Annotated in this window: 15 protein-coding genes; 3 read left to right on the top strand and 12 right to left on the bottom strand. The window is 40.6% G+C overall.

The window, feature by feature from the left end; translation table 11 throughout:
• Positions 1 to 719: 719 nt before the first annotated feature.
• From PAARA_RS07325 to PAARA_RS07305, 6 genes are all read right to left on the bottom strand, one after another.
• Positions 720 to 1,982 carry an aromatic amino acid transport family protein gene (locus PAARA_RS07325; protein ID WP_062568411.1) on the bottom strand — a complete coding sequence of 421 codons (1,263 nt, stop codon included), beginning with the start codon at positions 1,980 to 1,982 and terminating at the stop codon, positions 720 to 722.
• Positions 1,983 to 2,152: 170 nt separating this feature from the next.
• A complete protein-coding gene (locus PAARA_RS07320) occupies positions 2,153 to 2,344 on the bottom strand; it encodes a hypothetical protein (RefSeq protein ID WP_062568410.1) in 192 nt (63 codons plus the stop codon).
• An 85-nt stretch (positions 2,345 to 2,429) separates the two neighbouring features.
• A complete protein-coding gene (locus PAARA_RS20745) occupies positions 2,430 to 2,720 on the bottom strand; it encodes a hypothetical protein (protein ID WP_245219921.1) in 291 nt (96 codons plus the stop codon).
• A 24-nt stretch (positions 2,721 to 2,744) separates the two neighbouring features.
• On the bottom strand, positions 2,745 to 3,434 hold the full coding sequence (locus PAARA_RS20740; protein ID WP_245219919.1) for a lipase family protein: 690 nt from the start codon (positions 3,432 to 3,434) through the stop codon (positions 2,745 to 2,747).
• Positions 3,435 to 3,613: 179 nt separating this feature from the next.
• Complete coding sequence (locus tag PAARA_RS07310) at positions 3,614 to 4,051, bottom strand: DUF6795 domain-containing protein (RefSeq protein ID WP_062568409.1); 438 nt, start codon at positions 4,049 to 4,051, stop codon at positions 3,614 to 3,616.
• A 79-nt stretch (positions 4,052 to 4,130) separates the two neighbouring features.
• Positions 4,131 to 4,328, bottom strand: a complete 198-nt coding sequence (locus PAARA_RS07305; RefSeq protein WP_062568408.1) for a hypothetical protein — start codon at positions 4,326 to 4,328, stop codon at positions 4,131 to 4,133.
• Positions 4,329 to 4,765: 437 nt separating this feature from the next.
• On the opposite strand from PAARA_RS07305, the gene PAARA_RS20505 reads away from it, so the two are divergent.
• The 3 genes from PAARA_RS20505 to PAARA_RS07295 all read left to right on the top strand — a co-directional run bounded on the left by PAARA_RS20505 (position 4,766) and on the right by PAARA_RS07295 (position 5,995).
• Complete coding sequence (locus PAARA_RS20505) at positions 4,766 to 5,215, top strand: hypothetical protein (RefSeq protein WP_157066179.1); 450 nt, start codon at positions 4,766 to 4,768, stop codon at positions 5,213 to 5,215.
• A 169-nt stretch (positions 5,216 to 5,384) separates the two neighbouring features.
• Entirely contained in the window at positions 5,385 to 5,651 is a 267-nt protein-coding gene (locus tag PAARA_RS07300; protein WP_062568407.1) for a hypothetical protein, read from the top strand.
• A gap of 104 nt (positions 5,652 to 5,755) precedes the next feature.
• Complete coding sequence (locus PAARA_RS07295; protein WP_062568406.1) at positions 5,756 to 5,995, top strand: hypothetical protein; 240 nt, start codon at positions 5,756 to 5,758, stop codon at positions 5,993 to 5,995.
• A 309-nt stretch (positions 5,996 to 6,304) separates the two neighbouring features.
• Here the strand turns inward: PAARA_RS07295 and cysQ are convergent, their stop codons facing one another.
• The 6 genes from cysQ to cysG are packed head-to-tail and all read right to left on the bottom strand — an operon-like array spanning position 6,305 to position 13,229.
• A complete protein-coding gene (cysQ, locus tag PAARA_RS07290) occupies positions 6,305 to 7,075 on the bottom strand; it encodes a 3'(2'),5'-bisphosphate nucleotidase CysQ (RefSeq protein WP_062568405.1) in 771 nt (256 codons plus the stop codon).
• 3 nt (positions 7,076 to 7,078) lie between these two features.
• Complete coding sequence (gene cysC / locus PAARA_RS07285; RefSeq protein WP_062568404.1) at positions 7,079 to 7,675, bottom strand: adenylyl-sulfate kinase; 597 nt, start codon at positions 7,673 to 7,675, stop codon at positions 7,079 to 7,081.
• 14 nt (positions 7,676 to 7,689) lie between these two features.
• The gene (locus tag PAARA_RS07280) at positions 7,690 to 9,417 is read right to left on the bottom strand and encodes an SLC13 family permease (RefSeq protein WP_062568403.1); all 1,728 of its coding nucleotides are present in this window, start codon (positions 9,415 to 9,417) and stop codon (positions 7,690 to 7,692) included.
• A 31-nt stretch (positions 9,418 to 9,448) separates the two neighbouring features.
• The gene (cysN, locus tag PAARA_RS07275) at positions 9,449 to 10,873 is read right to left on the bottom strand and encodes a sulfate adenylyltransferase subunit CysN (RefSeq protein ID WP_062568402.1); all 1,425 of its coding nucleotides are present in this window, start codon (positions 10,871 to 10,873) and stop codon (positions 9,449 to 9,451) included.
• Positions 10,873 to 11,772: a sulfate adenylyltransferase subunit CysD gene (gene cysD, locus PAARA_RS07270; protein ID WP_062568401.1), complete on the bottom strand. Its 900-nt coding sequence runs from the start codon at positions 11,770 to 11,772 to the stop codon at positions 10,873 to 10,875. Before cysD ends, cysN begins: the two co-directional genes overlap by 1 nt.
• 35 nt (positions 11,773 to 11,807) lie before the next feature.
• A complete protein-coding gene (gene cysG / locus PAARA_RS07265; protein ID WP_062568400.1) occupies positions 11,808 to 13,229 on the bottom strand; it encodes a siroheme synthase CysG in 1,422 nt (473 codons plus the stop codon).
• Positions 13,230 to 13,393 lie beyond the last annotated feature (164 nt).

The following is a 13,393-nucleotide window of genomic DNA, read 5'->3' as shown; positions in this document are numbered from 1 at the left end:
TAGAAAAATAAAACACCCAACCAAGACCCTACTACTTCTATCCTTGTAGGCATAGTGCGGCATTCGCCATGTGAAAGTAGGACATCCTACTGCGTAGCGCACCATGGCTCCTAATTAGAGAAACCCGATTCGAAAGAGTCGGGTTTTTTGTTGCCTGTAGAAAAATAAAACACCCAACCAAGACCCTACAACTTCTATCCTTGTAGGCATAGTGTGGCATTCGCCATGTGAAAGTAGGACATCCTACTGCGTAGCGCACCATGGCTCCTAATTAGAGAAACCCGTTGCAGTAATGCAACGGGGTTTTTCATGTTTGGCGCGATTTTACATCGCGCGCCACCCGCGAACAGACACCCCATGACGCGGAATAAACCCGCAGCTACGCGATAATCTCGCCCCAACACGTTTGTCGTCGCGATTTTACATCGCGCGCTACCCGCGAACAGAGACCCCATGACGCGGAATAAACCCGCTGCTACGCGGCAAGGTTATCCCAACATGTTTGTCGTCGCGATTTTACATCGCGTGATAGAGACTCGCAGGTATAGATCTTATTGGGGACGGGATGAGCCTACTGGCTGTTCGGTAGTAGAATACAGAGGTTATCTGTAAAGTGGTTGGCTAATACTAAGGCCAAATCTTAGCTGTGCACCTGAAACATAACTAAAAAAAGCCCAGCAGAGATTCACTGCTGGGCTTTTTTTGTAGTAAGCAGTATGTTACTTAATCATGCTATAAATAAGCGCAAATACTGCTAGAGAGCCAACTGTTAGAACAAACAGGGTACTCAAGCGGTTTTTGTATTTGTGTAAAACTGGTACTTTATAAACAGCAATCATGGGCATGATGAATAGGATCATAGCAATGATTGGGCCTGATAGTTGATCCATCATGTTTAAAATACTTGGATTAATTACTGAACAGTACCAAATAGCAAAGAACATGATCACAGTGCCGGTTTTATCAACTAACTTTGGATTCAAATCTGTTTGCTTACTCACTAGGCCATTAAAGCTTTCACGAGCACCTAAGAAGTGTCCCAAGAATGATGATGTAATTGCGATAAAAGCAACCAGAGGCCCAAGTGTGGCAATAAAAGAGTTATCTGTGATATTGGCTAGAAATGACAAAATAGACACATTATCAGCCTTAGCTTGTATCATTTGTTCAGATGATAGAGACAACACACACGAAAATACAAACAGCAATACAAATACAATCAGTAACAAGCTGGTACGTTTAAGAATTGCTTCAGATTTCATTTTGGCATTATTGCCATAATGGGCTCGCTGTACATGGACAAAACTTGAGATTGCAGCTGCGTGGCTAAACGAAAAAACAATAATAGGAATAGATAACCAAAGCGTCTTCATAAAACCTGAGAACTCAGGAATAGTGATGTCAGGCATTTGCCAACTGGGGATTAAATATAACGATAAGAAGAATAAGATACCAACCAGAGGATAAACTAAAATAGAAAAAGCGCGAAGCATAAGTGCTTCACCACCAAGCATTAAGCTAATCATACCACCAACTAAAACCCCTGATAATAAAACGCGTGGTGGCGACTCCATGCCTAATTGATTGACAATAAAGCTGTCGACGGTATTGGTTAAGCCAACACCATAGATAAGTAAAATAGGAAAGATCGAAAGAAAGTATAAAAGAGAAATTAAGCGACCGGCGTTAATACCAAAATGCTCTTCAACTACGTCTGTAAAGTCAGCATCGGACTGTTTAGATGATAATACAAAGCGGGCCAAGCCTCTGTGAGCTAAATAAGTCATTGGAAAGGCAAGGCATGCCATGATGATTAACGGCCAGAATCCGCCGATACCGATATTAATTGGTAAGAATAAAATACCAGCCCCGACCGCGGTACCAAATAAACTTAATACCCATTGGGTGTCATGAAGATTCCATTTCGAGTTACTACTTGTTGTCGATGCATCATACGGCATAGCATCTTGATGTGTGTTCATTAGCACTCCACTATTAGAATAATAATTGTCGCGCAGCATATAGAAAAGCGCCTAAGAATGCATGTTTTAGCGTTGTATTTAAATAACTATGCTGTAAGGGGAGACTTACACAAGGGAATATTGCTTATTTGGATAGCTGAGTTTAGCAGTGCTCCACCCAGCTTAGAGTGTTATTGTGCAGCCGTTAGTGCACGTGCTTTTATATCAGCAGCAAATGCTAACCCTTTCTTAAAACGAGCCTCAGCTGCACTGATTTCTGCTTCATCGCCATTTGCGGCAAGAATGCTTTGTGAGAGAGCCTTATAAAGCGAGGTAATTTGTGATTCGTACGCTGCTTCAATTGCCTTTTCAATCGTTGTCACTGCTATTCCTAAATAAATAATAATAGAGGTCAAAGTTTTAACATATTAAAGCAAGCTAGAATATAGCTTGCTTTAATAATGTGGACTAACCAACTGAAGAAAGCGCTCTGTAGGCTATTTTATTGACCATTTTTAATGTTTGTTCAAATACCCACTTTATGAACTCTGCTGATAACTCTTTTATCTTTGCTTTAGCATATCCTGCAAATGCAAGCATACATGCGAGTAATCCATTTATGGGGCCTGTTAAGTCTACAGTATGAAAATTATTGTTAGCTAGAATCATCGCGATTTTGTCGTATAAACTCAAACTGTTTGCAGTACCGGACTGCAGCGCATTCAGCGCCCCTAGCTTTGCTTGACGCAATACTGTCATTAAAGCTTCACTTAAACGATTCATCTAATAAATGGAAGGTTGTACTTGGTTTGCATGACTAATGTCTAGAGTTACACGCTTAAACGGATTAAATGTCACTCTTTTGTTGATGCTATCCCAAGATTGCTTTTGTGAATTTCGGGTGTAGTATTTCATCAAGTGATGCCACGGGGCTATAATTTGGTTGTTGTCCATCCTATATTCAGGGGGATTGTACGGAGCCTGCATAAATGGCCAAAAAGGCACCATCGGCACTACATCGCCACCATTTACACAGCGGAATATATTTTTTGATTTCAGGGCGTTTGTGGTACTTAATGCGAAATTAGTTAAGCTTACTTTTGGCGCACCGAAAGTATATAATTTAACGTTTGCATTAAAACGTCGTTTAGCCCAATCCGCGACTAGAGATGCAACCGCACCTCCTAGACTGTGACCAACACAATGCACAGTAGCACTCGGCTTAAGTTCACTCAAAAAAGGTGCTAATTCTGATTTTAAGGTTTCAAATAAAGTATTAAAGCCAGCATGAACACTATGACCTCCATCGCAAACACTTAGGTTAGCTCTACAGTCAGTTGATGCGTCATATAACGAGGCTGTACCTCGAATAGCCAATACCAAATCATTTTTAAATGGATTCATGCGCCCTGTAGGAGAAGTACCTTTGCCAACGAGTACAAACCCTGTTTGATGACCTGTAGCATGAGCCATTGCTCCGCCAGATACTCCTTTTATTGGGCCGTTTGACAGGTCAAAAGAAAAATGTTTTTCTAAAGAATTCGACGCAATTATTGAGTATCGACCTCTTCGGTCTGCTTTCTTTATGTCATAAGAAATTTTAGCTAATTCAGCGCATAAAATGGGTGATAAAGTTGCTATTATAAGTCCTTTTAATTTTGTTTTTCCCAGCGAGCAATACTTTTGATAAAGTGTTCGTCTAATGGATCTTCAGGGTTAATTAGGTGATGTTTTACTTCTTTATCCGTCAAGTCAGCTTTTAAGTTTTTCAAAAAATTTTTAAACTCTTTTGGGTTTTTTAGTCCATGCTGAAAACCTAACCAGAGATTGTAAACCTCACCACCTTTTTCTAAATCTATGATAATTCTGACCACGGGCTCATGAAAAATACTGCCAAGTTTGCGAGATTTTAGAGATTTGGCAGGAAATGAGAAACAACCGTTTTCATCAGTATAAACACTATCTAGTTCTTCATCGTCGTAGGTTAAGCTTCGCTCAACAAGTTGATTGGCTAATGGGGTTCCATTATCAAAAACCTGACCTTTTACTTCGGGGCATAGTTCTACTGTATAGCGAATTAATCCGAGCATTTATCGTTCCTTGTTAACAATCCATGTTTCTATAATTATCCATATAGGGGATAAAACATCAATGTATTTCCTATATGGTTTAGTTTATCCAACGACTAATACTAGAAACATTGTGCTCACCGCTTGGTGCTTCTGTATCAATGATTTGATATTTTATTTCTTCAGCGCTTAAATATGTATTTAAATTATTTAGTCTTTTTTGTAGTTCAATTGGAGTTTTAAGTCCATGTTGAAATACAAACCATAAAGTATGCTGATGACTTTCAAAGTAAGTCACTATTACTACTCTGATCATTGACTCATAAAATATACTGCAAGGCTTACGTGCTTGAATTGATTTAGCGGGAAATGAGTAAAAAACGAGCTCATCAGTCTAGGCTTCATCTATCTACTCACCCTCTAAGGTTAAGCCTCTTTGAATAAGTTGGTTTTCTACTGGTTTACCGTAAGCTAACCTTTTACTTCGGGCATAATTCAACTGTATAGCGAATTAATCCGAGTATATCGTTCCTTGCTAATAACTCGTGTTTCTATAATTATTCATGATTTTAAAAAACATCAATGAATCAAGCTCTATGTCGGTTATTTCAGATTTTTCTTGAAGATTAAGGCGCTTAGGTGCTTCTGATATAAGCTTAGGGTGTATCGAGCACTAGAGGTTGAGTGTATATTTAATTGTTTATATTTCGCTTAATTGTTGATAAGGATATTAAATTGGTAAAGTCACTCTCTATTCCAATTCAGCGTGGGTTGTCGCTGTTATTATGTGCATTAACGGCATCCTCTGTAGTCATACTCTTAAGTAAAACCACATTTATAAAAAAGGTATTTTTTAGTTTTTCAGCAATACTAAGTACAAGTGAAGCTCTGTATTATAGCTTTTCATTTCTAGCAGGCATTGGCATAAAGCTAATGCTGGATAAGTTTTATATCTCCCACACCAAACGCAGTATTGGGTTTAACTGGCGATATCCGCCAGTGACGATAAGCTTATGGTTGTCGATAGTTCTTATGGGGTCTATTTTTTATCACACTGCAAATTTAGAGCAATTAATAGCGGCTACTTCTAGTTTTAAGTATTTCATCTTATCAATTTTAGGTGCTTCTATACTTACAGCCTATCAACAAAGTAATGAAAGAATTAGCCTTAATTTGATTCTATAAAATCTTTACCAACGCAGGAATTAGCAAAAAATATCTGCAGTGATTATCGTTGGCAAGAGGCATTTGATCGTTTTGGTAGGATACTTTTTTCAGATGATAAAAACCAAGATAGAGTAGAACAAATTGTTTTTGATGTTTTAGAGCATATTGGAAAGATCCAAAAGGCTTTTTGACAGAAGGTCTTTTTGAAGAATATACAAAGCAAACCATCGATGATAAAAATTTTGAAAGAGTTTTATACAAGTTAGTAAATTTAGAAAGTGGAGAAAAGTTGCTTGAGCGACAATTGGAAAGATTGCAAAGAAATTTTGAAGGGAGAAGCGAAATAAGGCATGCTAATGGACATTACAAGGATATTAAAGATGAAGCTGATAGAAGGGATGCTGCAACCTATAGTAATGAGCTTTTTCAAGGTCTTAATATAGTTAATTTTTAAATGAAAATGCGCATAAGTTATCTGAACAATCTTTTTACGTGTGTCTAAGGTTTATAGCTTTTGCGCAGTTAGCTGAAGGTGAATTTGACTTTTTAAATAGGTTAATGAAAAACTTATTGGGAGTTGTAATCAATAATAAAAATACACGGACTGTTGAATTTTTAGTTAGAGCAGCTTCGTCACAACATTTAACGATTAAGCATTTACAAGAGCACTTTTCAGAGCTTTCACCTGAGCAGAAAAGAGATATTTTACAAACACTCGCAAAGCTTAATGATAATCAAGAAAGTAATTCAGATATTGATTTAGCAATAAAAAATCTAAGTTTCATTGAGGGGGTATAATCTTCTGTGCAGCGCGCATTGCTTTTGTGCTCTCTATGGTGAAATTGTTTTCAAGCTAGAATACAGAGCAGCTTTCGTGGTTGAAGCCATCTCCTAAGGGGATTTATACTTACGCTTTAATGTCTTGTAGCTCAGGCTTTAGCCTGAAAAATGTATCGGGATAAATCCCGACCTACAAAAGAACGGAAATACTAGATCTCTGTGCGGAGCCGAGCTTAAAACTTACCGCTTAAAGCTCTACTGCTTCTGACTAAATTAGGCTGGTTTTCGCTACGCTCTACCCAGCCTACGGTATTTAACGGAACGCTTTTAGTTCTGTAATGCCGATACGACAAAAAACGGATTCAGATACTCTTCTTTACTGTTATACAGTAATGGGCTGCCATCGAGTTTACTAACCGTTGCGCCAGCTATTTCGGCAATTGCATGGCCTGCACCTGTATCCCATTCACAAGTTGGGCCAAGGCGTGGGTAAATATCTGCACTGCCTTCGGCTACTAAGCATAGTTTTAGTGAGCTGCCCTTTGAGACCATTTCTACGTCATCGAACTGTTTTACAAACTCAGCAAGATCTGGAGAAGGGTGTGAGCGACTGCCAACAACACGAATAAGTCCTTTGTTTGGTTTGCGGGTAACTTTTAGTTCGATTCGTTCATCGCCTTTATCTTTAAAGGCACCGATTGCTTCACTTGCAATATATGAGACGCCCAAAGCGGGTGCATCAACGACAGCTAATACAGGCTTTCCATTTTCGATCAGTGCAATATTGACGGTAAACTCGCCATTTTTCTTGATGAATTCTTTGGTGCCATCTATAGGATCAACTAACCAGTAGCGTTGCCATGTTTGGCGGACCTCCCAGCTTATATCAGCGCTTTCTTCACTTAGAATTGGCACATCTGGGGTAAGGTGTTTTAAGCCATTCACAATCACTTTATGAGCTGCTAGGTCAGCGTCGGTAACAGGGCTTTCATCAGCCTTGTACTCAACATTAAAGTCCTTTTCGTAAATCCCCATAATTGCACTACCCGCTTGGCGCGCGAGGAGTAAGATTTCTTCTAGCAGTTCCGTTTGATTCATGGCTTAACCTATAATTTGCTGTTGTTTTAAATACGCTACCAGTTCTTGCACCGATTGGTCTAGGGTGTTTGCGCTCGTATCGATTTTAATTTCTGGTGAAATAGGGGGTTGATAATCAGAATCGATACCAGTGAAGTGTTTTATCTCACCTGCACGGGCTTTTTTATAGAGACCCTTAGGATCGCGGCTTTCGCAAACGTCTAATGGAGTATCTAAAAATACTTCGATAAATTCACCCTCTTCAACTAAGTTTCTTACCATATCGCGTTCACTTCTAAAGGGTGAAATAAATGCGGTGAGTACCACAAGTCCTGCATCAATCATGAGTTTTGCGGTTTCACCCACTCGGCGAATATTTTCAATACGGTCTTCATCACTAAAGCCAAGATCTTTACATAAACCATGACGTACATTATCACCATCTAATAGGTATGTGTGCACACCTAATTGATTCAGGGCACTTTCTAGTGCATTGGCAACGGTGCTTTTGCCAGAGCCTGAAAAACCAGTGAACCATAAAATAGTTGGCTTATGTTTTTTTTGCTCACTACGCTGTGCTTTAGTGGTAGCGTAGTTATGCCATACGATATTCTCATCCATTGTTTTTACTCTCATTATTGAAATGGAAAAACCAGTGGTATTAATGTCAGCACCGTTATTGAATAAATAATCGATAACGGTAAGCCCATTGCAATGTAATCTTTTAAACGGTAGTTACCTGCACTGTATACCATTAGGTTAGTTTGGTAACCAAATGGCGAAATAAAACTAGCCGATGCACCAAAAGCGACAGCCATAATAAAAGGAAGTGGCGATACATCAAAACCTATGGCTAATGCGTAGGCAACTGGAAACGAAAGTGCCGCGGCTGCATTATTGGTAATGAGCTCGGTAAATATCACGGTCATTAAGAAAATGGCAATGAAAGCCCCATAAGGTCCAAAATCGCCAAGCACGTATAACATACCTGATGATATTTCACCGGCAAGGCCTGTGCCTATCATTAATTTAGCTAGGCCGATAGCACTGCCTACCACGGCGAGTAGCTCAATCGGAAAGCGGCGCTTTACTTCACTAAGTTTAATTGTGCCAGTTAGCATTAGGCCGATCAGTAAAACAAGTAGACCTTTAATCAAGGGGACGATTCCAAGAATACTCAGGCCTAAAACCCCCGCAAAACTGGCCAGTACGATATTAGATTTCTTTGGCTTTAAGTGAGTTTGTAAATCAAGGCCTGAAATATAAACAAATTCTCTTTTAAGGTCAGGAAGTGAGTAAAACTCTTTACCTGGTGCAAGAATGAGTGAGTCACCAGCTTGTAGTTGTACTTTACCTAAACCACCTTGCAAACGGTCGTGGCCGCGGCGAATGGCAATAACCGCCGCATGGAATTGCTCACGAAAACGCACTTCCTTAACTGTTTTACCTATGTATTTAGAGGAATGGCTGACAACGACTTCAACTAAGTGCTCAACATCTTTTTCGTGTTTGTCGTGAACGACTTTTAGGCCATCAAACTGAGTAAGCAGAGGTACCGATTTTATGTCACCGACAAACAAGAGCACGTCACCTTCTTTAATCACTTGCTTTGGTGTGACTGCACAGATACGTTTATCTTCACGGATGATCTCGGCTAAGAATAGGTCTTTAAGTTCACGAAGACCATTTTCTTCAACGCTTTTACCCGCGAGTTGTGAGCCAGTTTCAACTTTACCTTCTAGATAGAAAGGGACGACTTCTTGATCGTTTTTGCCATTATCAGGAAGGTATTTCAACATCACAATGATAGTGATTAAGCCAACACTTAAAGCACCCAAGCCCACTAATGTAAAATCAAAAAAGCCTAGGGGCGCCATGCCAGCTTCTACTGCAAAACCATTAACAATTAAGTTAGTTGATGTGCCAATTAGGGTAATCGTGCCCCCTAAAATTGCAGTGTACGACAAGGGCAACAACAATTTAGACGGGGAATGAGTTGGACTGTCTTTTATTGCACTAATCAGTGAGGCCACAACCGCCGTATTATTAGTAAATGATGATAAGAAAGCGGTAGATAAACCAAGTTTAGTCACTGAGCTGGTTAGACTTCCTTTAGAAAGTGACTGAGCAAGTTTCTGTACTAACGTGGTTTTTTCTACAGCAATAGACACTAATACAAGCAGTATTAAAGTAATTAAAGAGGGGTTTGCATAGTTCACCAGCATATCTTCAAGGCTTATAAGCCCTGCTAGATAGCTAATACCAATGGCGCCAACAAATAACCATGCTGGTTTTAGTCGTGTGCCAAATAAGCACCCGACTAATACCAGCATAATGCCTGTTAATACCAGCTGTTGATACATGCTATTACTTCCTATAACAGGCGAAAAGTGATCATTTAAGCTTAGTTATATCAAGCGCTTGCCAGTGAGGGAAGTGCTTGCGTACTAAAGCGTTAAATTCAACTTCAAAGTCGCTAAAGTTACTTTGCTGTTCTTCGATGTTAAGTAATTGCTCAATCATACCTGCTGCCACAGTTAGGTTTGATAGGCGATCGATTAGGATAAACGCACCTGTTTCATGATTGCTGTGGTACTCATCAGCCAAAATTGTTTCTGTCAGCTCTAAGGTTACAATAGCAATTTCGTTCAGCTGTAATGAGTCAGCTTGACCATGCTCTAAGGTATTTACATCAATGGTGTGATCGATTTTTCTTACCACTGCTGAGGTATTCTTGCTACCTAACTTAAAGTTGTAGCTTTTACCTAATACAAGCGGCGCTTCGTGCATCCATACTAATTTAGCTTGAATACGATTTGTAACAGCGGCTTTTGAAGCGGCTGGCACAATCACATCACCACGGCTGATATCTATTTCGTCGTTTAATGTTAAAGTGATTGCTTGACCTGCTTCAGCGGTATCTAAGTTGCCATCAAAAGTCACAATCTCTCTGATACTTGAGCTTTTACCCGATGGTAGCACTTTCACTGCATCACCAACACTGAACTTGCCAGAGGTTAAAGTACCTTGGAAGCCACGGAAGTCTAAGTTAGGGCGCACGACATATTGCACCGGAAGGCGTGCTTCAAAACCGTTATCAATTTCAGCAGCTGGTGAGTCTTCAAGTAACTCAAGCAGTGGTTTATCAGTGTAGTAAGGAGTGTGCTCTGAGCGTGTTACTACGTTGTCACCTTTAAGTGCAGACATAGGCACAAACTTGATATTCGTAACGTTTAGCTGCTCCGCAAATTTAAGATAATCCGCTTTGATTTTCTCATACACGGTTTCGTCGAAATCGACGATGTCCATCTTGTTGATAGCAACAACAAACTGTTTAATACCAAGCGAATCACAGATAAAACTATGGCGTTTTGTTTGTACTTGTACACCGTAACGCGCATCCACCAAGATAATAGCTACATCACTGGTTGATGCACCGGTTACCATGTTGCGTGTGTACTGCTCATGCCCAGGCGTGTCAGCAATGATGAATTTACGTTTTGCTGTTGAGAAGTAACGATAAGCAACGTCAATGGTAATACCTTGTTCGCGCTCAGCTTGTAAGCCATCAACAAGGAGTGCTAAATCAAGCTCTTCACCGGCATTACCGACTTTTTCATTGTCTTTATGCAGGGCTGCAAGTTGGTCTTCATAAATTTGGTGGCTGTCATGTAAAAGGCGGCCAATCAGCGTTGATTTACCGTCATCCACACTACCACAGGTCAGCATGCGTAAAAGGCTTTTATCTTGTTGACGTGCAAGGTAAGCGTCGATGCCTAACTCTCTTACTTCGTTAATCGTGTCGTTTGTTTTAGACATTAGAAATAGCCCTCACGTTTTTTCTTTTCCATTGAACCAGCTGAGTCATGATCAATCACACGGCCCTCACGCTCAGAAGAGGTTGAAAGTAGCATCTCTTCAATAATTTCCGTTAAGGTTCCTGCCGTTGATTCCACAGCCCCCGTTAACGGGTAACAACCAAGGGTACGGAAACGCACAGATTTCATTTCTGGTACTTCGCCTTCCTCAAGAGGCATGCGCTCATCATCAACCATGATTAGCGTGCCGTTACGCTCAACGACTGGGCGTTCTTTGGCAAGGTAAAGTGGAACCATTTCAATGTTTTCTTGGTAGATATACTGCCAAATATCAAGCTCAGTCCAGTTCGATAACGGGAAAACACGAATGCTTTCACCTGGGTTAACTTGGCTGTTATATGTATTCCAAAGTTCAGGACGTTGGTTTTTTGGATCCCACCTGTGGTGTTTATCACGGAATGAGTAAACACGCTCTTTGGCACGAGATTTCTCTTCATCTCGACGAGCACCACCAAACGCAGCATCAAAGCCATATTTGTCTAACGCTTGCTTCAAGCCTTGGGTTTTCATGATGTCAGTGTGCTTTGCTGAGCCGTGTACGAATGGGTTGATATCAATCTCTAACCCTTCAGGGTTTTTGTGGACGATTAAATCAAAGCCGTATTCTTTGGCTAGGCGGTCACGAAACTCGATCATTTCCTTAAACTTCCAGTTGGTATCAACATGTAATAATGGAAATGGGATCTTTGCTGGGTAAAACGCTTTGCGTGCTAAGTGTAATAACACCGATGAATCTTTACCTATCGAGTAAAGCATCACCGGATTTTCAAACTCAGCAGCCACTTCGCGCATGATCTTGATACTTTCAGCTTCTAATTGCTGAAGGTGTGTTAAAGCCATTGTTAGTCGTCCTACTAAAATGATTAAAAGTTAAATTACGCTACGCCTGTAATAGGCTGGGCAAAGCTGCTGGTTTGTTCGGTTTGTCCGAACCATGCAAGCTGGTGATGCAATGATGCAACTTCGCCTATAATTAGTAAAGCGGGTGAGATAATACTATGACGGGCGATTAAGTCCGCCAATTCACCCAGTTGCCCAGTAACGACACGCTGTTCTTTTCGCGTACCATTTTCGATAATGGCAACTGGTGTTTCTGCACCACGGCCATGTTTTAATAATTGTGCTTGAATATGGGGAGATTTAATGACACCCATATAAATAGCCAAAGTTTGATTTGGTTTTGCGAGTGATTGCCAATCAAGTTCTTGACCATCTTTTTTACAGTGTCCTGTCACAAATTGAATAGCTTGTGCATGGTCTCTGTGTGTTAGAGGGATCCCAGCATAAGCACTGCAACCGGCAGCAGCAGTGATACCCGGTACGATTTGGTAACGTACTTGATTTGCGGCCAGCACTTGTACTTCTTCACCACCACGACCATAAATAAACGGGTCGCCTCCTTTAATACGGCATACTTTTTTACCTTGTTTGGCAAAATCTACCAGCATTTGATTGGTATCTTCTTGTGCAACACTGTGATCGCCCAAGCGTTTGCCAACACAGACTAAATCAGCATCACGGCGCACTAGTTCCATAATTTCATCAGAGACTAAATAGTCATACACAACGACGTCGGCTTGTTGCATTAATTGCAGTGCTTTTAGTGTTAATAACTCAGGGTCGCCAGGGCCTGCACCGACAACATACACTTCGCCTTCAGGCTCTGGCTTTGCATCTAACAATTGCTCTAACTGCACAGTTGCTGCCTCGGTATTACCCGCTTGCACTTTACTCACGACCGATGAGTCAAACACCCCTTCCCAAAATTGGCGACGGTCAGCAAAGTGCTTGAAACGCTGTTTTACTTTATCGCGAAAGCTACCAACTAACGTAGCAAGTGGGCCAATATGTTGTGGAATAAGGGTCTCGAGTTTTTCACGTAACCGACGTGCAAGTACGGGGGCAGTGCCAGCACTTGAAATAGCAATTGTGATTGGATCACGGTCAACAATCGAAGGAAAAATAAAGCTGCATTTAGGCTGGTCATCAACCACATTAACGAAAATATTACGCGCATTGGCACGTTCAAAAACGTCATTATTGACGCTGTCGATATCCGTCGCCGCAATAACTAGCATTTGTTGATCTAAATACTGTTCTTTAAATGTATCAACGATAAGCGTTACTTCACCTTGCGTTGCAAGCGCAGTAAGTTCATCACAAAACTCAGGGGCGACTAGCGTTACGTTGGCACGTGCTTTTAAAAATGCACGGCACTTGCGTAACGCAACATCTCCACCGCCGACTACCAATACAGGTTTGTCGTCTAACTTGGTAAAGATAGGTAAATATTGCACGTTGTTCTCACCCCTAAAACACATCAAAGAAACTGCTTATTGCAGGCAAGCAGAATATAGTGCTCTAAATAAAGTAAAAAATAATTAAAACCAAGTTTATATAACTAAAAGTTATATTTGGTGGCTTTGTTTGGCTTAAGGCTTAGTTAACAAGGGATTGCGGC

The organism is Pseudoalteromonas arabiensis (assembly GCF_001550155.1).
Taxonomy (GTDB): Bacteria; Pseudomonadota; Gammaproteobacteria; order Enterobacterales; family Alteromonadaceae; genus Pseudoalteromonas; species Pseudoalteromonas arabiensis.
The sequence above is the reverse complement of the archived record's forward strand: the minus strand, read 5'-3'. Positions and strand labels throughout refer to the sequence as shown.